This window comes from Streptomyces sp. NPDC007917 (assembly GCF_042959105.1).
In the GTDB taxonomy this organism is placed as follows: Bacteria; Actinomycetota; Actinomycetes; order Streptomycetales; family Streptomycetaceae; genus Streptomyces.
Genome location: NZ_JBIBKK010000009.1, coordinates 154,693 through 175,670, shown reverse-complemented (window position 1 = coordinate 175,670; position 20,978 = coordinate 154,693). Strand labels below are relative to the sequence as shown.

The 20,978-nt window shown below is 71.0% G+C and carries 20 protein-coding genes; 11 read left to right on the top strand and 9 right to left on the bottom strand.

The window, feature by feature from the left end; all coding sequences use genetic code 11:
• The first annotated feature begins 244 nt into the window (after positions 1-244).
• Both ACFZDL_RS20125 and ACFZDL_RS20120 read left to right on the top strand, forming a co-directional pair.
• Complete coding sequence (locus tag ACFZDL_RS20125; protein ID WP_353587697.1) at positions 245-2,125, top strand: hypothetical protein; 1,881 nt, start codon at positions 245-247, stop codon at positions 2,123-2,125.
• 348 nt (positions 2,126-2,473) lie between these two features.
• Positions 2,474-3,160, top strand: a complete 687-nt coding sequence (locus ACFZDL_RS20120) for a LuxR C-terminal-related transcriptional regulator (RefSeq protein WP_353587695.1) — start codon at positions 2,474-2,476, stop codon at positions 3,158-3,160.
• Between the two features lie 21 nt (positions 3,161-3,181).
• Here ACFZDL_RS20120 and ACFZDL_RS20115 read toward each other — a convergent pair whose 3' ends face one another.
• Together ACFZDL_RS20115 and ACFZDL_RS20110 are read right to left on the bottom strand one after the other, a co-directional pair.
• Complete coding sequence (locus ACFZDL_RS20115) at positions 3,182-3,526, bottom strand: hypothetical protein (protein WP_353587693.1); 345 nt, start codon at positions 3,524-3,526, stop codon at positions 3,182-3,184.
• A gap of 27 nt (positions 3,527-3,553) precedes the next feature.
• On the bottom strand, positions 3,554-5,224 hold the full coding sequence (locus ACFZDL_RS20110) for a sodium:solute symporter family protein (protein WP_353587691.1): 1,671 nt from the start codon (positions 5,222-5,224) through the stop codon (positions 3,554-3,556).
• A 185-nt stretch (positions 5,225-5,409) separates the two neighbouring features.
• Here ACFZDL_RS20110 and galT point away from each other — a divergent pair, with 185 nt between their 5' ends.
• The 4 genes from galT to ACFZDL_RS20090 all read left to right on the top strand — a co-directional run bounded on the left by galT (position 5,410) and on the right by ACFZDL_RS20090 (position 9,957).
• Positions 5,410-6,477, top strand: coding sequence for a galactose-1-phosphate uridylyltransferase (gene galT, locus ACFZDL_RS20105; protein WP_353587690.1), 1,068 nt, complete (start codon positions 5,410-5,412; stop codon positions 6,475-6,477).
• Positions 6,474-7,460 carry a UDP-glucose 4-epimerase GalE gene (gene galE / locus ACFZDL_RS20100; protein ID WP_353587688.1) on the top strand — a complete coding sequence of 329 codons (987 nt, stop codon included), beginning with the start codon at positions 6,474-6,476 and terminating at the stop codon, positions 7,458-7,460. The genes galT and galE overlap by 4 nt, the downstream gene beginning before the upstream one ends.
• Positions 7,461-7,463: 3 nt before the next feature.
• The gene (gene galK, locus ACFZDL_RS20095; protein ID WP_353587686.1) at positions 7,464-8,663 is read left to right on the top strand and encodes a galactokinase; all 1,200 of its coding nucleotides are present in this window, start codon (positions 7,464-7,466) and stop codon (positions 8,661-8,663) included.
• A 340-nt stretch (positions 8,664-9,003) separates the two neighbouring features.
• Positions 9,004-9,957 (top strand): response regulator transcription factor, encoded by a 954-nt coding sequence (locus tag ACFZDL_RS20090; RefSeq protein WP_353587684.1) that lies wholly within the window; start codon positions 9,004-9,006, stop codon positions 9,955-9,957.
• Here the strand turns inward: ACFZDL_RS20090 and ACFZDL_RS20085 are convergent.
• Complete coding sequence (locus tag ACFZDL_RS20085; protein ID WP_311726340.1) at positions 9,916-10,413, bottom strand: MarR family transcriptional regulator; 498 nt, start codon at positions 10,411-10,413, stop codon at positions 9,916-9,918. The two genes, ACFZDL_RS20090 and ACFZDL_RS20085, sit on opposite strands and share 42 nt — an antisense overlap.
• Before the next feature lie 122 nt (positions 10,414-10,535).
• Here ACFZDL_RS20085 and ACFZDL_RS20080 point away from each other — a divergent pair, with 122 nt between their 5' ends.
• The 4 genes from ACFZDL_RS20080 (at position 10,536) to ACFZDL_RS20065 (ending at position 13,553) form a co-directional block, all read left to right on the top strand.
• Positions 10,536-11,354: a trans-aconitate 2-methyltransferase gene (locus tag ACFZDL_RS20080; RefSeq protein WP_353587682.1), complete on the top strand. Its 819-nt coding sequence runs from the start codon at positions 10,536-10,538 to the stop codon at positions 11,352-11,354.
• Complete coding sequence (locus tag ACFZDL_RS20075; RefSeq protein WP_353588142.1) at positions 11,354-11,716, top strand: VOC family protein; 363 nt, start codon at positions 11,354-11,356, stop codon at positions 11,714-11,716. The genes ACFZDL_RS20080 and ACFZDL_RS20075 overlap by 1 nt, the downstream gene beginning before the upstream one ends.
• A gap of 127 nt (positions 11,717-11,843) precedes the next feature.
• On the top strand, positions 11,844-12,488 hold the full coding sequence (locus tag ACFZDL_RS20070) for a Uma2 family endonuclease (protein WP_353587680.1): 645 nt from the start codon (positions 11,844-11,846) through the stop codon (positions 12,486-12,488).
• Positions 12,489-12,671: 183 nt separating this feature from the next.
• Complete coding sequence (locus ACFZDL_RS20065; protein WP_353587679.1) at positions 12,672-13,553, top strand: hypothetical protein; 882 nt, start codon at positions 12,672-12,674, stop codon at positions 13,551-13,553.
• A gap of 1 nt (position 13,554) precedes the next feature.
• On the opposite strand, the gene ACFZDL_RS20060 is transcribed toward ACFZDL_RS20065, so the two are convergent.
• The 3 genes from ACFZDL_RS20060 to ACFZDL_RS20050 form a co-directional block, all read right to left on the bottom strand.
• Positions 13,555-14,013, bottom strand: coding sequence for a hypothetical protein (locus tag ACFZDL_RS20060; RefSeq protein ID WP_353587677.1), 459 nt, complete (start codon positions 14,011-14,013; stop codon positions 13,555-13,557).
• A gap of 67 nt (positions 14,014-14,080) precedes the next feature.
• On the bottom strand, positions 14,081-14,779 hold the full coding sequence (locus ACFZDL_RS20055; protein ID WP_353588140.1) for a TetR/AcrR family transcriptional regulator: 699 nt from the start codon (positions 14,777-14,779) through the stop codon (positions 14,081-14,083).
• The gene (locus ACFZDL_RS20050; protein WP_353587675.1) at positions 14,779-15,771 is read right to left on the bottom strand and encodes a fatty acid desaturase; all 993 of its coding nucleotides are present in this window, start codon (positions 15,769-15,771) and stop codon (positions 14,779-14,781) included. Before ACFZDL_RS20050 ends, ACFZDL_RS20055 begins: the two co-directional genes overlap by 1 nt.
• Before the next feature lie 257 nt (positions 15,772-16,028).
• On the opposite strand from ACFZDL_RS20050, the gene ppc reads away from it, so the two are divergent.
• The gene (gene ppc / locus ACFZDL_RS20045; RefSeq protein ID WP_353587673.1) at positions 16,029-18,749 is read left to right on the top strand and encodes a phosphoenolpyruvate carboxylase; all 2,721 of its coding nucleotides are present in this window, start codon (positions 16,029-16,031) and stop codon (positions 18,747-18,749) included.
• A gap of 163 nt (positions 18,750-18,912) precedes the next feature.
• Here ppc and ACFZDL_RS20040 read toward each other — a convergent pair whose 3' ends face one another.
• From ACFZDL_RS20040 to ACFZDL_RS20030, 3 genes are all read right to left on the bottom strand, one after another.
• Positions 18,913-19,431, bottom strand: a complete 519-nt coding sequence (locus tag ACFZDL_RS20040; protein WP_353587671.1) for a hypothetical protein — start codon at positions 19,429-19,431, stop codon at positions 18,913-18,915.
• Positions 19,432-19,508: 77 nt separating this feature from the next.
• Complete coding sequence (gene pth / locus ACFZDL_RS20035) at positions 19,509-20,099, bottom strand: aminoacyl-tRNA hydrolase (protein WP_353587669.1); 591 nt, start codon at positions 20,097-20,099, stop codon at positions 19,509-19,511.
• A 216-nt stretch (positions 20,100-20,315) separates the two neighbouring features.
• The gene (locus tag ACFZDL_RS20030; RefSeq protein ID WP_353587667.1) at positions 20,316-20,900 is read right to left on the bottom strand and encodes a 50S ribosomal protein L25/general stress protein Ctc; all 585 of its coding nucleotides are present in this window, start codon (positions 20,898-20,900) and stop codon (positions 20,316-20,318) included.
• Positions 20,901-20,978 lie beyond the last annotated feature (78 nt).

Genomic DNA, 20,978 nt, shown 5'->3' with positions numbered 1-20,978 from the left:
TGAACACCGCGTGTGAAGGCGGTGTGGACAAGGGCAACGGTCGCGTCACAGGCCGGTCTCAGCTGGTCGAAGAGGCCGAGACCGGCCCTTGGCCCGACAGGACCGGGTGATACAAAGAACTCCCGCTTGCCTGCCGCTCACTGGCGGGTTCTGTGTCCGATTCGCTCCTTCCTGGAGGCCTTTGACCCCCGGGATCGCGGGGGAGGCCGAACGGTTCACTGGCCCGCGCACGAAGGAAATTCCGATGTCACAGCCGCCTCCGCCGCCCAATCAGCCGCCGCAGGGCGGCTTCGGCGCACCGCAGGACCCCGGTTACGGCTATCCGCAGCAGCCGCCGGGCCAGCCGCCCGTCCAGCCGGGCTACGGATATCCGCAGACGCCGGGCCAGCCGCCGCAGGCTCCCCAGACCCCGCCGCCGCCTGGCCCGGTGCCGCAGGCCCAGACCCCGCCGCCCCCGCCCGGCCCTCCCCAGACACCTCCCTCGGGCATGCCCCAGACGCCCCCGCAGGGCGCCGGTGGCTACGGCTATCCGCAGCCGCAGTCCGTGCACGCGCAGCCCACGCAGGTGTCCATGCCCGCGGCGTACCCGTCCGGCCAGCAGCCGCAGTACGGCTATCCGCCCCAGGGCCCGTACCCGCCCCAGACCCCCTACCCGGCCGGGACGCCGGGCGGCGGCCAGGGCGGCGGCAACAAGTCCAAGCAGCGCATGATGATCATCGTCAGCGCGGTGGTCGCGGTCGCGCTGATCGTCGTCGGCGGCATCTTCTTCGCCACCAAGGGCGACGACGGCGGCAGCGACGACCAGGCCAAGGACCCCAAGGACAAGAAGAACAGCCAGGAGAACACCTCGGGCACGACGGGCGGCAAGGACGTGCCCGCGCCCGAGACCGTCGACGCGAAGCTGATCAACAAGATCGCCATGCCGAAGGTGAGCGACCAGATCACCGCCGAGGGCATGTGGGTGACCGACGACACCTTCGTGAAGGCCGACGTCTACAAGATCGTCGGCTATCCGCTGGACGGCGGAAGCCCGAAGTGGACCATCCCGCTGGCGGGCGAGGTCTGCTGGTCCTCGAACCACCTCACCGAGGACGGCCTGACGACGATCCTCTTCCAGGAGGCCAAGCCCTCCAAGGCGGACAAGTACCCCTCCTGCACGGAGGTCGGGCTGTTCGACCTGAACAACGGCAAGATGCTCTGGCAGAAGCATGTGAGCGACAACGACGACAAGATGCGCTTCGACGAGGTGACCCTCGGCGGCGGCACCGTCGCCGCGGGCGGCACCAGCGGCGGCGCGGCCTGGTCGCTCGACGGCAAGCTGCTGTGGAAGCCGCAGGAGGGCGAGGACTGCTCGGTCGACGGCTACGGCGGCGGCGCCGACAAGCTGGTCGCGGTGCGCCGGTGCGGCCAGTACGACAACCCGCAGATCCAGGTGCAGACGCTGAACCCGAAGACGGGCACGGTGAAGTCCAGCTACAAGGTGTCCTCGGGCCTGGACTACGTCCATGTGGTGTCCACCGACCCGCTGGTCATCGGCCTCGACGCGGGTGACTCGACGGGCGCGGCGGTCTCCGACTTCCTGACCATCGACGACAGCGGCAGCGAGGGCAAGGTCGTCAGCAAGGTCACCACGGAGGGCGGGAAGTACGTCGCCCGGTGCGAGACGACCAACGTCGAGGGCTGCACGATGGTCGCCGTCAGCAAGTCGGCGGACGCCCTCTACATGGGGTCGGAGGACCGCACCAGCGCCTCCTCCGGCACGGCGAACGAGATCGTCGCCTTCAGCCTGAAGACCGGCAAGGCGGTCGGCAAGGCCGACGGGGTCCAGGGCGCGGCGCTGACGCCGCTCGGCCTGGACAAGGACGGCTATGTGATCGCCTATCAGGAGAGCACCTACGACCAGGGCGGCGCGGTCTGGCGGATCGACCCCAAGTCATACAAGAAGGACAAGCTGCTGCAGAACCAGGTCTCCGATCACGACATGGAGTCCAACTTCAGCCCGGAGTACTCCGAGATCATCTACGCGAACCAGCGGCTGTACATGAGCGACACCTACGCCACCAAGCCCAGTGGCAGCTACGACAAGAACGACCCGCTCGCCGTGATCTTCGGCGCCGGCGGCTGACGGACGCGCCGGGAAGTCAGGTCGGCGGCCCCGCCCGTACGGAACGCGTACGGGGCGGGGCCGCCGTCGTTGGCGCCCGCGCATGCGCGGGCGGGGGGCGGCTGTATCGGTCCCATTCGGACGCCAAGTGGATGTCAAGTAGGCGCGAATGGCCGGGATTTCGGCATTCCGGGGGGCTTCTTCCGGGTAAGGGGCCCATGACGTCGAACAAGCGTGTAGCTTCCCGGGGCAAGGGAGTCCAGGGCCTCCGTATGGGGCCCCGCAGTCGAGGGGGTGCTGGCGCGGACGGCGGGACTGAGCGGTCGGGGAGCGGCCGGGACTTCGTGCCTGAGCGGATGGGGGGAGCTCGTGGGCGTGCGACTCATGGTGGTCGATGACCACCGTCTGCTCGCCGAGGCGCTGGCTTCGGCGTTGAAGCTGCGCGGGCACCGGGTGCTCGCGGCGGCCGCGCCGAGCGCGGGGGCGGCGGAGCTGGTGGTGAGCCGGGCACCGGAGGTGTGTCTGCTGGGCACGGCGGCGCCCGCCGAGCCCGGGGCCTTTGAACCGGTCGTACGGATCAAGAAGGAGCGGCCGCAGGTCGCCGTGGTGGTGCTGGGCCCCGTGCCGAGCCCGCGCGGCATCGCGGCCGCGTTCGCGGCCGGGGCGTCCGGCTATGTGCGCCACGACGAGCGCATCGAGGGCGTCGAGCGGGCGATGGTGAAGGCGCGCGCGGGGGAGGTCGCCGTGGCGCCGCAGCTGCTGCAGGGCGCGTTCGCGGAGCTGCTGAACCCGGCGGCGCAGCCGGACGACGAGGGCTCCCGGCTGCTGCGGATGCTCACCCCCCGCGAGGTGGAGGTGCTGATGCGGGTCGCGGACGGCGAGGACACCAGGCTGATCGCCGCGGGCATGGGGATCGCGCCCAGCACGGCGCGTACGCATGTCCAGCGGGTGCTGATGAAGCTGGGGGTGGGGTCCCGGCTGGAGGCGGCGGCCCTCGCTGCGCGCACGGGTCTGCTCGACCGGGCGGCGACCCACCAGCCGGCGCCCCCGCCGTAGCCCCGCCGCGACGCCCGTGGCTCAGCCGCGGTCCGTGTCCGGCCCCGGGGCCGGGCCGGGGCCCGCCTCCGGCGGTGTGGGCGGCTCGGGCGCGGGGTGCGGCGGGGCGGCGGGCCGCAGCCTCAGCCAGAGCAGGAACAGCAGCCCGAGGACGAGCATGCTCAGGCCTGTCCAGAGGTTGATGTTGATGTTCTCGGCCTTCTTCAGGTCCGCGTCCGAGGCCGTGATCCCGGCGATGGTGACCATGATCCCGTAGATCACGAACAGGCCGCCGATGATCCGCCGTACGTCGAAGAGCCGGGCCGCGGACGCCGACTTGCCCTCGAGCTCCTCGACCTGGCGCTGGTACTCGTACTCGTCACTCATGGCTCGGGCTTGCCTCCGATCGGAAGGTCACAGGGAGAACGGCACGTAGCACAGCGCCGCCAGCACGATCGCGCCCCAGCCCAGCAGCGCCGGTTTGCGGTACCAGGCCTCGTCGCCGGCGGCCGGCGGCTCGGCCATGCCGGGGGAGGTGGTCCCGTAGACCAGCCCGGCCAGCGACTCCACCGGCTTGGGCTTGGTGAACAGCGAGACGGTCACCATCACCACGCCGCCGACCACGAACGCCACGATCGCCGAGACGAAGTTGGCCCCCTGGTCGCTGGGGATGGAGATCACGCCCGCCTTGTAGAACCAGAAGTAATTGATCATCGCGGCCACGGTCCCGGACAGCAGCCCCCAGAAACCCGCCGCCGCCGTGGCCCGCTTCCAGAACATGCCGATGATGAAGACGCAGAACAGCGGCACGTTGAAGAACGAGAACAGGGTCTGGAGATAGTTCATGATGTTGCTGAACGAGGAGGCGATGAAGGCCGTCCCCATGCCGCACACCACGCCGATCGCCGTCACCACGCGCCCGGTCAGCAGGTAGTACTCGTCCGGGCGGCCCTTCTTGACGTACGCCGCCCAGATGTCGTTGGTGAAGACGGTGTTGAAGGACGAGACATTGGCCGCCATGCCCGCCATGAAGGCGGCGAGCAGACCGGTCACCGCGACGCCCAGCACTCCGTTGGGCAGCAGATCGCGCATCAGCAGCGGGATCGCGTCGTTGTACTGGAGCCCGCTCTTCTTGGTGCCCAGGCCCGGCTCGATGACCAGGGCGATCAGCCCGGGGACGACCACGATCAGCGGGATGAACATCTTGGGGTAGGCGGCGATCAGCGGCGTGCGCTGGGCGGCCGAGAGGTTCTTGGCGGACAGGGCGCGCTGCACTTCGGCGAAGTTGGTGGTCCAGTAGCCGAAGCTGAGGCAGAAGCCGAGGCCGAGCACGATGGTCAGCCAGTTGGCGCCCAGTGGGTTGTCGGAGCCGATACCGGTGCCGCCCCAGGCGGAGGTGAAGTTCTCCCCGTATCGGGCGTTGAGGGAGTCGGCCAGCCCGCCGAAGCCGCCGACCCGCTTGAGGCCGACGACGGTGAGCGGGATCAGGGCGGCCAGGATGACGAAGAACTGCAGCACTTCGTTGTAGATCGCCGAGGAGAGCCCGCCGAGGGTGATGTACGCCAGGACGAAGAGGCCCGCGACGACGATGGCCACCCACTGCGGCCAGCCCAGCAGCGCCTCGACCACGATCGCCATCGCGTAGAGGTTGACGCCCGCGATCAGCACGGACGCCACCGAGAAGATGATCGAGCTGAGCAGGTGCGAGGAGGGTCCGTACCGGTGCAGCAGGAACTCGGGGACGGACCGCACCTTGGAGCCGTAGTAGAAGGGCATCATGACCAGGCCGAGGAAGACCATGGCCGGGATGGCGCCGACCCAGTACCAGTGCACGGTGTAGACGCCGTACTGCGCGCCGTTGGCCGCCATGCCGAGGATTTCCAGGGCGCCCAGATTGGCGGCGACGAACGCGAGGCCGGTCACCCAGGCGGGCAGCGAACGGCCGGACAGGAAGAAGTCGAGGCTTGTCCTGACGCTCGCTCTGGCGGCGAATCCGACGCCCAGGACAACCACGAAGTAGAGGATCAGAATGGAGTAGTCGAGTGCGTTGGTGGGGAGCCGGAGCCCTTCGGCCAGAGAGTGCATGGGTGACTCGCTTCATCGCCAGAACGGAATGCACCAGAAACGTGCGGCGAAGGTATCCGAATTCTCCTGCTTTGTCCGGTCGCCTTCGCGCTCATTGACGCGGCTGTTGAGTTGTGGTTCATTGTGTTCGGTTGTGTTGGGTGGCAGCCTTTGGTTAACCCATGGCAGTGACAGGAGTTGGCGCAGTGAAGAAGACGGCGACGCGGCTCGCGGACGGACGCGAGCTGATCTACTACGACGCGCGCGATGACGCGGTGCGCGACGCCGTCGACCCACGGCCCCTGGACCCCATCGCGACCAGTTCCGAGATCCGCCATGACCGCCTGCTCGGCGACCGGGTCGCGGTCGCCTCGCACCGCCAGGGCCGCACCTACCACCCGCCCGCCGACGAATGCCCGCTGTGCCCCTCCCGCGAGGGCCGGCACAGCGAGATCCCCGCCGCCGACTACGACGTGGTGGTCTTCGAGAACCGCTTCCCCTCGCTGGCCGGGGACTCGGGCCGCTGCGAGGTCGTCTGCTTCACCTCCGACCACGACGCCTCCTTCGCCGATCTCACCGTCGAACAGGCCGCCCTCGTGCTGGAGGCCTGGACCGACCGGACCGCCGAGATGGCTGTACTCCCCTCCGTCGAGCAGGTCTTCTGCTTCGAGAACCGCGGCAAGGAGATCGGCGTCACCCTCGGCCACCCTCACGGGCAGATCTACGGGTATCCCTTCACCACGCCTCGTACACAACTGATGTTGCGCTCGCTCGCCGAGCACCGTGAGCGCACCGGCCGCAACCTCTTCGACGATGTGGTCGCCGACGAGCGGGCCGACGGGCGGCGCGTCGTGATGGAGGGCGAGCACTGGATCGCCTTCGTGCCGTACGCGGCGCACTGGCCGTACGAGGTGCACCTGTATCCCAAGCGGCGCGTCCCCGACCTCCGCGACCTCGACGAAGGCGCGCGCACAGAGTTTCCACAGATGTATCTGGAACTCTTGAAGCGGTTCGACCGGATCTTCGATGGGCGGGATGGAGGGAATGAAGGCGCGGGTGAGCCGCCGACGCCGTACATCGCGGCCTGGCACCAGGCGCCGTTCAGTATCGCTGACCGGGGTGAATTCGCACTTCACCTCGAGCTTTTCACCATCCGCCGCACTTCCGGCAAGCTGAAGTTTCTCGCGGGTTCCGAATCCGGCATGAATGTGTTCATCAACGATGTGCCGCCGGAGGCCGCGGCCGAGCGACTGCGAGAGGTAGCGAGCAAGTGAGCCATGCGCAGCAGAGGAAGTACCTGGTCACGGGCGGTGCCGGCTATGTCGGCAGCGTGGTTGCGGCGCATCTGCTCCAGGCCGGTCACCGGGTGACCGTCCTGGACGACCTGTCCACCGGGCACCGCGCCGGGGTGCCGGAGGGCGCGGAGTTCATCGAGGGGCGCATTCAGGACGCCGGCAAGTGGCTGGACGCCTCCTTCGACGGTGTGCTGCACTTCGCGGCCTTCTCCCAGGTCGGCGAGTCCGTCGTCAACCCGGAGAAGTACTGGGTCAACAACGTCGGCGGGACCACCGAACTGCTCGCGGCGATGCGCGAGGCCGGCGTGCGCACGCTCGTCTTCTCCTCCACCGCCGCCACCTACGGCGAGCCGGAGCAGGTCCCGATCACCGAGGACGCCCCGACCGCGCCCACCAACCCGTACGGGGCCACCAAGCTCGCCGTCGACCACATGATCAGCGGGGAGTGCGCGGCACACGGCCTGGCGGCGGTGAGCCTGCGGTACTTCAACGTCGCGGGCGCCTACGGGGCGTACGGCGAGCGCCACGACCCCGAATCGCACCTGATCCCGCTCGTCCTCCAGGTCGCCCAGGGCCGCCGCGAGGCGATCTCCGTCTACGGCGACGACTACCCCACCCCCGACGGCACGTGCGTGCGCGACTACATCCATGTCGCGGACCTGGCCGAGGCCCATCTGCTGGCGCTGGGCGCCGCGGCCGGGGGCGAGCACCTGATCTGCAACCTCGGCAACGGCAACGGCTTCTCGGTCCGCGAGGTCATCGAGACCGTGCGCCAGGTCACCGGCCACCCGATCCCCGAGGTGAACGCCCCCCGCCGGGGCGGCGACCCGGCGGTCCTGGTGGCCTCGGCCGAGCGGGCCAAGGAGCGTCTGGGCTGGCGCCCGAGCCGCGCCGACCTGGCCGAAATCGTCGCGGACGCCTGGCGGTTCGCGCAGCACGTCGCACAGCAGAAGGAGAGTTAGCCCGTGAGTGACAGTGTGAGCGGCCCGGACCGCGCGGCGGAGGGTTTCCGCAAGGTGTTCGGGGCCGAGCCCGAGGGTGTCTGGGCGGCCCCGGGCCGGGTCAACCTGATCGGTGAGCACACCGACTACAACGACGGCTTCGTCATGCCGCTCGCGCTGCCGCACACCTGCCTGGCCGCCGCCCGCCCGCGCACCGACGGGGTGCTGCGGCTGCACTCCGGGGACGCGCCGGGCGGGGTCGTCGAGCTGCGCGTGGACGATCTCGTGCCGGTCGCCGACGACGCGGGCGGCGACCGCGGCGGCTGGGCGGCCTACCCGGCGGGCGTGGTGTGGGCGCTGCGCGACGCGGGGGCGCTGACCGGCGCCGCGGCCGGCGGGGCGGATCTGCACTACACCAGCACGGTGCCGACGGGCGCGGGGCTGTCCTCCTCCGCCGCGCTCGAGGTGGTGACCGCCACCGCGCTGAACGAGCTGTACGGGCTCGGCCTCGAGCCGCTGCGCATCGCCCAGCTGTGCCAGCGCGCGGAGAACGTCTTCGTCGGCGTCCCCTGCGGGATCATGGACCAGACCGCGTCCGCCTGCTGCGCTGACGGGCACGCGCTGTTCCTGGACACCCGTGAGCTGGCCCTGCGACAGGTGCCCTTCGATCTGGCGGCCGAGGGACTGCGGCTGCTGGTCGTGGACACCCAGGTCAAACACGAGCTTGGCGACGGCGCGTACGCCAACCGGCGCGCCGCCTGCGAGGCGGGCGCGCGGGCGCTCGGGGTGCGGGCCCTGCGCGATGTCGCGTACGAGCGGCTGGACGACGCCCTCGACACGCTCGCCGGCGACGAGACGCTGGTGAGGCGGGTCCGCCATGTGGTAACCGAGAACCACCGGGTGGAGGAGGTCATCGAGCGCCTTGACGCGGGCGCCACCCGGTCCATCGGCCCGGTCCTCACCGACGGGCACGCCTCGTGCCGCGACGACTTCGAGATCTCCTGCGCGGAGCTCGACCTGGTCGTGGAGACGGCGAACGCGGCGGGCGCGCTCGGGGCCCGGATGACCGGCGGCGGCTTCGGCGGCTCGGCGATCGTGCTGGTGGAGGAGGCGGACGCGGAGGCGGTCGGGAAGGCGGTGACCGAGGCGTTCGCGGCGGCCGGGTACCGGGCCCCGCGGATCTTCCCGGCGGTGCCGAGCGCGGGGGCGCGTCGGCTGGCCTAACTGCCGTCTCTGATCGGTCGGTTGACTGCTCGACCGATCAAATCCCGTACGGATTCGTTGACTTACTCCTCACAACGGAACACGATCCTCACGAGAGCGGGTCAACGTCGGTGCGCCGACGGTCAGTTTTGCCGAAATTCACCCCCGGTGTCGGATCCCGGCCGTACGCTGTGCACAGCGTCGGTGGGGGCCGACGCTTATCAGGGGGCGAGACAGGCAGGTACGACGCCCGGGGTGGGGTAGTGATCAGCACGGCGGCGGCCGTGCGGTTGCGGCGATCCTCGCACCGGGCGCCGTACCCGCACTGGGTTTTTCCGTATCCGGCGACGTGGGGGGTTCCGTGGCACGTATTCGGGTTCTCGTGGTCGATGACCATCGTATTTTCGCCGAGTCGCTGGCGGCCGCCCTCGCGGCGGAGCAGGACGTGGAGGTCGCGGCGGCCGGCAGCGGTCCGGCGGCGCTGCGCTGCCTGGAGCGCGGGGCGTCCGAGGGGCGCCGCTTCGATGTGATGCTGGTCGACGCGGACTTGGGCAGGGAAGCCGTAGGGGCGAGGGGGGCCAGGGGGGCCGTCGGCATCCCCCCACAGCCGCTGCCCGCGTCCGCCGAGTCGCTGATGAGCGGCGCGACGACAAGCAATGGCGCCCTGGGCGGCGGATCGCTCACCGGCGGTGCCGTGGGCGGCGGGGCTGTCGGCAGCGGTCCTGCCGGCGGCGGTCCTGCCGGCGGCGGCGTCGCGAACGGCCGTGTGGCGCCCGGCCGGATCGCGGCCGGGCGCGCGGCCGACGGCATCTCGCTGGTCGGCGGGGTCCGCTCGGCACAGCCGGGCGTGCGTACGGTGGTGCTGGCCGAGCGCGACGACCCGCGCCGGGCGGCGGCGGCCCTGCAGGCCGGGGCGTGCGGCTGGGTCGCCAAGGACTGTTCGCTCTCCCGGCTGCTCGCGGTCATCCGCGGTGTGCTCCGCGACGAGACACATCTGCCGCCCGCGCTGCTCACCGGCGTGCTGCGGGAGCTGACGGCCGCCCGTAAGCACCGCACCGAGAGCGAGCGGCTGGTCGAGTCGCTGACCCCGCGCGAGCGCGAGGTGCTGCGCTGCATGGTGGCCGGGCTCGGCCGCAAGGCGGTCGCCGAGCGGCTGTATCTGTCCCCGCACACGGTCCGCACCCATATGCAGAACGTGCTGGGCAAGCTCGGCGTGCACTCCACCCTGGCGGCCGTGGCCCTGGCCCGCCGGGCCGGGGTGGGCCCCGTCGACCTAACCGGGGAGATTGTCGAACGGGGCGGTCAGCTGGCGTAGCAGCGCGGCCAGTTCGGCCCGCTGCGCCTGGGACAGCTCGGCGAGGATGGCGTGCTCCTGGTCGAGCAGCCCGGCGAGCGCCTGGTCGGCGCGGTCGCGCCCCTCGACGGTCAGCCGCACCAGCACCCCGCGCCGGTCGCTGGGGTCGGGCAGCCGCTCGACGAGGCCCTTCTTCGCCAGCCGGTCGATCCGGTTGGTCATGGTGCCCGAGGTGACCAGGGTCTGGGTGAGCAGCTGCCCCGGCGAGAGCTGATACGGCGTGCCGGCCCGGCGCAGCGACGTCAGCACGTCGAACTCCCAGGGCTCCAGATTGTGCTCGGCGAAGGCGATCCGCCGCGCCCGGTCGAGATGGCGGGCGAGCCTGCTGACGCGGCTGAGCACTTCCAGCGGCTCCACGTCGAGGTCGGGGCGCTCCCGGCGCCACGCCGCGACCAGCCGATCGACCTCGTCCTCCATGGCGATCAGTGTAGTAGGTCTGTCGACATGAAGTCTCTTGACATCAAGATACCTCCTGGAGCACCGTAGGCCGGGACAGCGTAGATCGCCGCACACATGCGTACCTGCCAGGGGGCTTCGCCATGCACTCTTCACCGAACTGGGATCCGCGGCAGTACCTCCGCCACGCAGGCCACCGCACCCGCCCCTTCCTCGACCTCCTCGCCCGCATCCCCGACCTCCCCACCGCCCCCGGCCGCCCGCCCCGCATCGCCGACCTCGGCTGCGGCGCCGGCAACGTCACCGTCCTCCTCTTCGACCGCTGGCCCGACGCCCATGTCACCGGCCTCGACAACTCCGCCGAGATGCTGGAGGCCGCCCGCGCCCACACGGCCCCCGAGGGCGGCGGCCTGCTGGACTTCCGCCCCGCCGACGCCGCGCACTGGGTCCCCGACGAGACCTTCGACCTGATCGTCTCCAACGCGCTGCTCCAGTGGGTCCCCGGCCACCCCGAGTCCTTCCCGGCCTGGGTCGCCGCCCTCCGCCCGGGCGGCACCCTCGCCTTCCAGGTCCCGGGCAACTTCACCGCGCCCAGCCACACCCTCCTGGCCGAGCTGACCGAGTCCCCCCGCTGGCGCGACCGCCTCCCCGCACCCCGCCCGCACTCCGCCCCCGTCCTCGACCCGGCCGCCTACCTGGAGCGGCTGGCGGCCCTCGGCTGTGAGGTCGACGCCTGGGAGACCACCTACATCCAGATGCTGACCGGCCCCGACCCCGTCCTCGACTGGGTCAAGGGCACCGCCCTGCGCCCCGTCCTCACCGCCCTTCAGGACGACCCCACGGCCCGCGACGCCTTCCTCGCCGAATACGCCGACCTCCTCCGCAAGGCCTACCCGCCCGGCCCGCACGGCACGGCCTTCCCCTTCCGCCGCATCTTCGCCGTCGCCCGCAAGGGGGAATGATGCTCGCCGCGCTCGACCATGTGCAGTTGGCCGTCCCGCCAGGCGCCGATGACGCGCTCCGCGCGTACTACGGCGAAACGCTCGGCATGACCGAGATCCCCAAACCCCCCGCCCTGGCGGCGCGCGGCGGTCTGTGGTTCCGATGCGGCCCGATCCAGCTCCACCTCGGCATCGAGGAGGACTTCCGGCCGTCGAAGAAGGCCCACCCGGGCCTCCGGGTCACGGGCATCGACGCCTTCGCGGCACGGCTGGCGGAGCGCGGCGCCAAGGTCGTCCGGGACGAGAACCTGCCGGGCCACCGCCGCTTCTACTCCCAGGACCCGGTCGGCAACCGGCTGGAGTTCCTGGAGTCGGTCGTCTGAAACTCACCCGATCGGATGATCCGATCTCGTTCGGGCGGTGGCGGCGCTCGTCGGCGGCATAGCGTCCCGGTGTCGCTTGTGCCGCAGTGGCGCCCGCGCCCACACTTCATGGAGGAGGTGCTTCACGATGACCGCTCTCGCGTACGAGGTGTGCCCCGCCGTGGACGAAGGTTCGCCGTCGGCTTCCGGGAACGAGGCTGCTGCCCTCGACGAGGTTCTGTGGCAGGCGTGGAAGGCCATGGAACTCCCCGAGGGCTACCGGGCCGAGATCATCGAGGAGTCCATCGAGGTATCGCCCACCGGCCGTCGCCGCCATGGCGTGGCCATCAACCGTCTCCGTCGGGCTCTGGAGGCCCATATTGCGGATGACGATCACCTCGTCTACCACGACATCAACGTCATCCACCGCCGCAAGGTCTGGATCCCTGATTTGTTCATCGCTCCCGGGGACCTGGACGAGATCCCCGACGAGGAGAATCTGGGAGTCGACGCGAGCGGCGTCGAGGCCGTCTTCGAGGTGGTCTCGCCCGGCCATGAAGCCCGATCGCGCGACAGGAAGCGCAAGCGCCGGGCCTACGCCCGGGCGGGCATCCCGCTGTACGTCATCGTCGACGACTTCGACGGCGAGGGGACGGTCACCGTCCTGACCTCCCCCAACCCCGACAAGGCCGTCTACGCCGACGAGCACCGCGTCCCGTACGGGACCGATGCGGTCGTCCCCGACGGCCCGGCGAAGGGCTTCGCCATCGGCGACGCGATCGTCAAGCCCTGACGGCGAGCCGTCGGCCGACGCCTGTGGCTCCCGACGGGGGAATCACCTCGGTGCCGTGAAGCCGAGGAGGTCACAGGCCAGGCACGCTTTGCCGCAGCAAGCTCCCCCTGAGCCGTGTGTCATGAGACCGTGGACGCGCTGAACAACCACATGAATGGGCCAAGGTTTCCACGGGGGAGAGCCATGGGCGGCGCGTCGGGCGGGGCTGGTTCGGGAGCGAACGCGGGGGGCAGTGAGGAGCAGCGGCAGCGGGGGGTCTGGATACTGGTCGCCGCCGCTCTCGCCTTCGCCGTCGTCGTGCTGCCGCAGGTCGTCGAGGACGACGACAAGACGTCGTTCGTGGGCAGCGCCGCCCCGTCCAGTGGCTCCTCGCGCCTGCCGACGCTCCCCGGCGGGATACCCAGCGGTGTGCCCAGCGGGATACCCAGTGGTCTGCCCACCTCGTCGCTGCCCAGCTACGGCTCCGGGGGCAGCGGGCAGCAGCCTGGCGGCGGCAGCGGGGGAGGGGGCGGTTCGGTGGAGACCCAGCCGCCCGCAACGCCCACCGTGGCGCCGGACCCCACCGCGGAGGCGTACCGGGCGGTGAGCGCCGGTGACTGCCTCGCCGTGTACGACACCGGCTACGGCGAATACAACACCCAGGTCCCCTACCGGGTCGGCTGCAGTGCCTACAACGCCTATGTGTGGGTGAGCGCCGTGCGCTCCAGCAGCAGCGCCTGCAGCCAGGGGCCGGGCCGGAACTACATGTCGTACACCTCGCGCGGGCAGACCGTCGCCCTGTGTCTGACCCGCCAGTTCAAGGTGGGCTACTGCCTGCTGGCGAAGCAGTCGGGCAGTGGGCAGTCGGCGACCATGCAGGCCGGTCTGATGACCGGGGTGGACTGCGACGCGAAGCGGGTCCCCTCCCGGTACAACCAGATCCTGCACATCACCGGCGTCTACAAGGCCCCGGCGAACCCCTCCGCAGCGAACTGCGCCCGGGTCCAGGGCGACCGTACGTACTACTGGTCGTGGGTGGTGAACGGCGGCCGGACGCTGCTGTGCACCATGGTGTACCAGGGCTGACTCAGCGCGTCGCCACGTGCACCAGGCCCGCGCTCAGCGCCAGGAGCAGGATGACCCCGCCGCCCGGGGCGGCCAGGTACGGCATGAGGGCGACCGTGGCCAGCAGACAGTACGCGGCGGTCACCCACGACAGCGCCTGCTGGGCCTCTTCCGGACCGTGCCGGTTGAGCCGCACCACCAGGGCCATGAAGACGGCCGCCCACAGGGCGGCGCGCGGCTGGCCGAAGGAGATCTTGTCGTAGAGATCCACCGCGGGCTTGTACCAGTCCGTCTCGGACAGGTCCGCCGCGAACTCGATCATGTTCTTCAGATACGAGTGCGAGGCGAGCGAGGTCGCGTCCTTCAGATCGGCCCGCACCCACTCCGAGATCGCCAGCATCAGCAGGCCCAGCGCATGACAGAAGCCCGGCCCCGCGCCGACCGTCTTCTTGCGTGCCTCCGACCGTTCCCCCGTGGACATGAGCAGCCCCCTCCCCCGTGGATCACATCATCTCGCGGGGGCGGGGGCGCGGACCAGCCCCCGGGGGTCAGGACTTGCGGTGGCCTATCAGCCGGGGCTTGGGCTCCAGACCGTCCAGGCCGTGCCAGGCCAGATTCACCAGATGCGCCGCCACCTCGGCCTTCTTCGGCCGGCGCGCGTCCAGCCACCACTGGCCGGTGAGCGCGACCATGCCCACCAGCGCCTGGGCGTAGAGCGGGGCGAGCTTCGGGTCGAAGCCGCGGGCCTTGAACTCCAGGCCGAGGATGTCCTCGACCTGGGTGGCGATATCGCTGATCAGCGAGGAGAAGGTGCCCGTCGACTGGGCGACGGGGGAGTCGCGCACCAGGATGCGGAAGCCGTCGGTGTACGCGTCGATGTAGTCGAGCAGGGCGAAGGCCGCCTGCTCCAGCAGCTCACGGGGGTGGCCCGCGGTCAGCGCCCCGGTCACCATGTCCAGCAGCCGGCGCATCTCGCGGTCCACCACGACCGCGTACAGCCCCTCCTTGCCGCCGAAGTGCTCATAGACCACCGGCTTGGAGACCCCGGCCTTGGCCGCGATCTCCTCCACCGACGTGCCCTCGAAGCCGCGCTCGGCGAAGAGCGCGCGACCGATGTCCAGCAATTGCTCCCGGCGCTCCTTGCCGGTCATCCGCACCCGGCGCGCGCGCCGGGTCCCGGGACCGGAGGCGCGGGCCGCCCGGTCCTTGTCACCGCTGGTATTACTGTCGGTCGCCACGCTCCCCATCATGCCGCTTCGGCGGTTTCCTCTTTACGGCGGGCGTCGATACGGGCCTCGTTGGGCCAGCGCACGTCATACGCCCAGCCCGCCTTCTCGAACCAGCGGATCAGCCGGGCGCTGGAGTCCAGCTGGCCCTTCATCACGCCGTGGCGGGCGCAGGTCGGGTCCGCGTGGTGCAGGTTGTGCCAGGACTCACCGCACGAGAGCACCGCCAGCCACCACACGTTGCCGGACCGGTCGCGCGACTTGAAGGGGCGCTTGCCGACCGCGTGGCAGATCGAGTTGATCGACCAGGTGACGTGGTGCAGCAGCGCCACCCGGACGAGCGATCCCCAGAAGAACGCGGTCGCCGCGCCCTGCCAGGACCAGGTGACCAGACCGCCGATCAGCGCGGGAAGCAGCAGCGAGACGAGCGTCCAGACCACGAACTGCCGGGAGATCCGGCGGATGGCGTCGTCCTTGATCAGGTCCGGGGCGTACTTGTGCTGCGGGGTCTGCTCCTCGTCGAACATCCAGCCGATGTGCGCCCACCACAGGCCCTTCATCAGCGCCGGGACACTCTCCCCGTACCGCCACGGGGAGTGCGGGTCGCCCTCCGCGTCGGAGAACTTGTGGTGCTTGCGGTGGTCGGCCACCCAGCGCACCAGCGGCCCCTCCACCGCCAGCGACCCGGCGATCGCCAGCGCGATCCGCAGCGGCCGCTTCGCCTTGAAGGAGCCGTGGGTGAAGTAGCGGTGGAAGCCGATCGTGATGCCGTGGCAGCCGATGTAGTAGAAGACGACCATCAGCGCCAGATCCAGCCAGCTGACCCCCCACCCCCAGGCCAGCGGGATGGCGGCGGCCAGGGCGAGGAAGGGAACGGTGATGAAGAGCAGCAGGGTGATCTGTTCGATGGAGCGCTTGCTGTCCCCGCCGAGCGTGGCGGAGGGAAGTGGGTGCTCTGCCTCGTCCCGGAGGGCGCCGGGCGCGTCGTCGATCACGTCGGGGCTTGCAGTCATGGGATCCCTCGTGGGGCTCGGGGGTACGGCTACGGGACCGTAACCTACGGCGACGTAAGTATGGCAGGGCCCCGAAGCGGGGCAATAGGGCTATGGATTCCCTCGAGGGCGTGCCGCCTATCCTGGTGGCGTCGGACAGCGCGGTCCGCATCTCGCCGACAGCACGGGGGTCCCGGGGCCGGTGGTACAGGCAGCCACGGCGTTTCGGTCCCGTCATCACCCCACCAGTGCCCGAACACTGCAAGGAGCCCGCACCTGTGAGCAGTGCCGACAACACCAATGCCGCCCTGCGTGCCGACATCCGCCGTCTGGGTGACCTCCTCGGCGAAACGCTCGTCCGGCAGGAGGGCCCCGACCTCCTCGACCTCGTCGAGCGCGTCCGCGCCCTCACCCGCAGTGACGGCGAGGCCGCCGCGGAGCTGCTCGGCGACACCGATCTGGAGACGGCCGCCAAGCTCGTACGCGCGTTCTCCACGTACTTCCACCTGGCGAACGTCACCGAGCAGGTGCACCGCGGCCGCGAACTGCGCGCCAAGCGCGCCGCCGAGGGCGGGCTGCTCTCCCGCACCGCCGACCAGCTCAAGGACGCCGACCCCGAGCACCTGCGGGAGACCGTCCGCCACCTCAACGTCCGCCCCGTCTTCACCGCCCACCCCACCGAGGCCGCCCGCCGCACCGTCCTGAACAAGCTGCGCCGGATCGCCGAACTCCTCGACACCCTCGCCGTCGGCGGCGACAAGCGCCGCACCGACCTGCGCCTGGCCGAGAACATCGACCTCCTGTGGCAGACCGACGAACTGCGCGTCGCCCGCCCCGAGCCCGCCGACGAGGCGCGCAACGCCATCTACTACCTGGACGAACTGCACGCGGGCGCCGTCGGCGACGTGCTGGAGGACCTGTCCGCCGAGCTGGAGCGCGTCGGCGCCCCGCTGCCCGCCACCACCCGCCCCCTCACCTTCGGCACCTGGATCGGCGGCGACCGCGACGGCAACCCCAACGTCACCCCCCAGGTCACCTGGGACGTGCTGATCCTCCAGCACGAACACGGCATCACCGACGCCCTCGCCGTCGTCGACGACCTGCGCGCCGCCCTCTCCAGCTCCATCCGCAACTCCGACGCCTCCGAGGAGCTCCTGGACTCCCTCCAGCGCGACCTGGAACTCCTCCCCGAGATCAGCCCCCGCTACAAGCGGCTCAACGCCGAAGAGCCCTACCGCCTCAAGGCCACCTGCGTGCGGCAGAAGCTCCTCAACACCCGCACCCGCCTCGCCGGCGGCACCCCCCATCAGCCGGGCCGCGACTACCTCGGCACCGCCGACCTCCTGGCCGACCTGCACCTCATCCAGGATTCGCTGCGCGCCCACCGCGGTCAGCTGATCGCCGACGGCCGCATGGAGCGCGCCATCCGCACCCTCGCCGCCTTCGGGCTGCAGCTGGCCACCATGGACGTACGCGAACACGCCGACGCCCACCACCACGCGCTCGGCCAGCTCTTCGACCGCCTCGGCGAGGAATCCTGGCGGTACGCCGACATGCCCCGCGACTACCGCCGCAAGCTGCTCGCCAAGGAACTCCGCTCCCGCCGCCCCCTCGCGCCCACCCCCGCGCCGCTGGACGCCGCGGGCGCCAAGACCCTCGGCGTCTTCCACACCATCCGCGAGGCCTTCGGACGGTTCGGCCCCGAGGTCGTCGAGTCGTACATCATCTCCATGTGCCAGGGCTCCGACGACGTCTTCGCCGCCGCGGTCCTCGCCCGCGAGGCCGGCCTGATCGACCTGCACGCCGGCTGGGCCAAGATCGGCATCGTGCCGCTGCTGGAGACCACCGAAGAGCTCAAGATCGCCGACCAGCTCCTCGACGACATGCTCTCCGACCCCTCCTACCGGCGGCTGGTCGCCCTGCGCGGCGACGTCCAGGAGGTCATGCTCGGCTACTCCGACTCCTCCAAGTTCGGCGGCATCACCACCTCCCAGTGGGAGATCCACCGCGCCCAGCGGCTGCTGCGCGACGTCGCCCACCGGCACGGCGTACGGCTGCGCCTCTTCCACGGCCGCGGCGGCACCGTCGGCCGCGGCGGCGGCCCCACCCACGACGCGATCCTCGCCCAGCCCTGGGGCACCCTGGAAGGCGAGATCAAGGTCACCGAGCAGGGCGAGGTCATCTCCGACAAGTACCTCGTCCCCTCCCTCGCCCGGGAGAACCTGGAGCTGACCGTCGCCGCCACGCTCCAGGCCTCCGCCCTGCACACCGCCCCCCGCCAGTCCGACGAGGCGCTGGCCCGCTGGGACGCGGCCATGGACACCGTCTCGGAGGCCGCCCACCGCGCCTACCGCGCGCTGGTCGAGGACCCGGACCTCCCCGCGTACTTCTTCGCCTCCACCCCCGTCGACCAGCTCGCCGAACTCCACCTCGGCTCCCGCCCCTCCCGGCGCCCCGACTCCGGCGCCGGCCTCGACGGGCTGCGGGCCATCCCCTGGGTCTTCGGCTGGACCCAGTCGCGGCAGATCGTCCCCGGCTGGTTCGGCGTCGGCTCCGGGCTCAAGGCCGCCCGCGAGGCGGGCCTGGACGCGGCCCTGGACGAGATGCACCAGCACTGGCACTTCTTCCGGAACTTCCTGTCCAACGTGGAGATGACGCTCGCCAAGACCGATCTGCGGATCGCCCGGCACTACGTCGACACGCTGGTCCCGGACGAGCTCAAGCACGTCTTCGCCACCATCGAGGCCGAGCACGAGCTCACCGTCCGGGAGGTGCTGCGGATCACCGGCGAGACCGAGCTCCTGGACTCCAACCCGGTGCTGAAGCAGACCTTCCACGTCCGTGACGCCTACCTCGACCCGATCTCCTACCTCCAGGTCTCGCTCCTCCACCGCCAGCGCACCGCCCACGAACGCGGCGAAGACCCCGACCCGCTCCTCGCCCGCGCCCTGCTCCTGACGGTCAACGGCGTCGCGGCGGGCCTGCGCAACACGGGCTGACCTGCGGTCGGCCGGTCCCGGGACTGCCCTGGGCCGCTCCTGCGGAGCGGCCCAGGGCAGTTCTTGCCAGGGCTCCCTGGGCTGCGCCCCGGACCCCTGCCGCAGCAGGCTTCGCCGCCGCGGCCGACCCGCCGTACCGCCCCGTGCCGGAGGCCTGGGGGTCTCAGAACGTCAGCGTGGCGAAGGACGCCGCCAGGAGGGCCGCGCCGGTGAGGCCCAGGGCCCAGGCGGTGCGGCGCATGCGGAGGCCGCCCGCGACCATGAGCGCGGCCAGCAGGAGGGAGCCCGCGAAGGGGACCCAGGCGTGCAGGATTCCGGTCGCACCGGTCCGTACGGCCTCGTCCGAGCCGGGCTTGAGGGCCACCGGCAGGCGGTCACCAGGGCCGTCGGCGACCGCTTTGTCGATCCGCACCTTGGCGCGGGCGTGGCCGGAGCCGTCGGCGGGCGCGAAGGCGCCGGTGCACCAGTCGTCGTCGCAGGCGGCGACCGTGACGGTGCCGCGTTCGAGGTTCTTGGTGAACATCGCCGGCTTGGCGGTCGCCCACGAGTACCACACCCCCGCGACGAGTACGAACAGCGCGAGGAGCGCCATCACCACGTTCTTCGTGAGCAGCAGCAGTCCGTACGCGCTCTCGCCCGCCCGCCGCTTGCGGCTGCGCTTGATCGTGCCGGTGGAAGACATGGCGGCGATCCTGGCGACATCCGAGCCCGCCGGTCAACCATCGGCGGGCGGCCGCCCGCGCGGGGGTCGGGAGGGGGTCAGGAGTTGTAGGTGCCCTGCGCGCGCTCCAGGCCGTCGACGATCAGCGTCTCCACGGCGTCCGCGGCGCGGTCCACGAAATAGTCCAACTCCTTGCGCTCAGAGGCGGAAAAGTCCTTGAGCACGAAGGTCGCGACATCCATCCGGCCGGGCGGCCGGCCGATCCCGAAGCGGACGCGGAAGTAGTCCGGGCCCAGCGACTTGGTGATCGACTTCAGGCCGTTGTGGCCATTGTCACCCCCGCCGAGCTTCAGCCGCAGCGCGCCGTAGTCGATGTCCAGTTCGTCGTGGATCGCAATGATCTGCCCCACCGGCACCTTGTAGAAGTCACGCAGCGCGGTGGTGGGGCCGCCCGAGAGGTTCATGAACGACATCGGCTTGGCGACGATCACCCGGCGGCTCGCCGGGCCCGGCGCACCGACGCGCCCCTCGACGACCTGCGCACGGGACTTGTGCGCCTTGAAGCGGCCGCCCATGCGGTCGGCCAGCAGATCGGCCACCATGAAGCCGACGTTGTGGCGGTTGCCGGCGTACTCGGGCCCGGGGTTGCCGAGGCCCACGACGAGCCAGGGGCTCGCTGCGTCCGTCATCTGGGTGTCTCCTCGAGCTCCTGAGTGAAGGACCGGCCGCCGCCCCGGACCCGGCCCCAGGGCGGGGCACGGGGCGGGACGGCGGCCGGAACGGGCGGTCGGGGGCGTCGACGCCTCGGCGGGCGCTGGGCGCTTCGGTGTCAGGCCGCCTCGGCGTCAGGCCGCTTCGGCGGGCGTTGCCGCCTGACGCCTCGCGTCACGCCTCCACGGCGTCGGTTACGCCTCCTCGCCCGCGGCCTCGCCCTCGGCGGCCGGGGCCTCGGCCTGCGCGGAGACGACCTGCAGCACGACGGCGTCCTCCTCCACGGCCAGGGTGGTGCCGGCCGGCAGGGTGATGTCCTTGGCCAGGACGGAGTGACCGGCGTCCAGGCCCGCGATCGAGACGGTGACCGACTCCGGGATGTGGGTGGCCTCGGTCTCCACCGGCAGCGCGTTCAGCAGGTGCTCCAGCAGGTTGCCGCCGGGGGCCAGGTCGCCCTCGGTGTGGACCGGAATCTCGACGGTGACCTTCTCGCCGCGCTTCACCAGGAGCAGGTCGACGTGCTTGAGGAAGCCCTTGATGGCGTCGCGCTGGACGGCCTTGGGGATGACGAGCTCCTTCTTGCCCTCGACGTCGAGGCTGAGCAGCACGTTCGGGGTCTTGAGCGCGAGCATCAGGTCGTGGCCCGGCAGGTTGACGTGGACCGGCTCGGCGCCGTGGCCGTACACCACACCCGGGACCAGGCCCTCGCGGCGGGCGCGGCGGGCGGAACCCTTGCCGAACTCGGTACGGGTCTTGGCGGAAATCTTGACCTCAGCCATGGCTGCACTCCTCGTAGTCAATGGAACGATCTGACGGCCGTCACCCGGCCCACGACAGACCATCTCTACGAAGAGCGC

What these genes read in the sequence shown, in the direction of transcription:
- ACFZDL_RS20080 (WP_353587682.1), top strand. Translation starts at nt 10,536, where the DNA reads ATGCACTCTTCACCGAACTGGGATCCGCGGCAGTACCTCCGCCACGCA.
- ACFZDL_RS20055 (WP_353588140.1), bottom strand. Translation starts at nt 14,779, where the DNA reads ATGGGGAGCGTGGCGACCGACAGTAATACCAGCGGTGACAAGGACCGG.
- ACFZDL_RS20060 (WP_353587677.1), bottom strand. Translation starts at nt 14,013, where the DNA reads ATGTCCACGGGGGAACGGTCGGAGGCACGCAAGAAGACGGTCGGCGCG.
- ACFZDL_RS20125 (WP_353587697.1), top strand. Translation starts at nt 245, where the DNA reads ATGTCACAGCCGCCTCCGCCGCCCAATCAGCCGCCGCAGGGCGGCTTC.
- ACFZDL_RS20040 (WP_353587671.1), bottom strand. Translation starts at nt 19,431, where the DNA reads ATGTCTTCCACCGGCACGATCAAGCGCAGCCGCAAGCGGCGGGCGGGC.
- pth (WP_353587669.1), bottom strand. Translation starts at nt 20,099, where the DNA reads ATGACGGACGCAGCGAGCCCCTGGCTCGTCGTGGGCCTCGGCAACCCC.
- ACFZDL_RS20115 (WP_353587693.1), bottom strand. Translation starts at nt 3,526, where the DNA reads ATGAGTGACGAGTACGAGTACCAGCGCCAGGTCGAGGAGCTCGAGGGC.
- ACFZDL_RS20030 (WP_353587667.1), bottom strand. Translation starts at nt 20,900, where the DNA reads ATGGCTGAGGTCAAGATTTCCGCCAAGACCCGTACCGAGTTCGGCAAG.
- ACFZDL_RS20110 (WP_353587691.1), bottom strand. Translation starts at nt 5,224, where the DNA reads ATGCACTCTCTGGCCGAAGGGCTCCGGCTCCCCACCAACGCACTCGAC.
- ACFZDL_RS20070 (WP_353587680.1), top strand. Translation starts at nt 11,844, where the DNA reads ATGACCGCTCTCGCGTACGAGGTGTGCCCCGCCGTGGACGAAGGTTCG.
- ACFZDL_RS20075 (WP_353588142.1), top strand. Translation starts at nt 11,354, where the DNA reads ATGCTCGCCGCGCTCGACCATGTGCAGTTGGCCGTCCCGCCAGGCGCC.
- ACFZDL_RS20050 (WP_353587675.1), bottom strand. Translation starts at nt 15,771, where the DNA reads ATGACTGCAAGCCCCGACGTGATCGACGACGCGCCCGGCGCCCTCCGG.
- ACFZDL_RS20065 (WP_353587679.1), top strand. Translation starts at nt 12,672, where the DNA reads ATGGGCGGCGCGTCGGGCGGGGCTGGTTCGGGAGCGAACGCGGGGGGC.
- ACFZDL_RS20085 (WP_311726340.1), bottom strand. Translation starts at nt 10,413, where the DNA reads ATGGAGGACGAGGTCGATCGGCTGGTCGCGGCGTGGCGCCGGGAGCGC.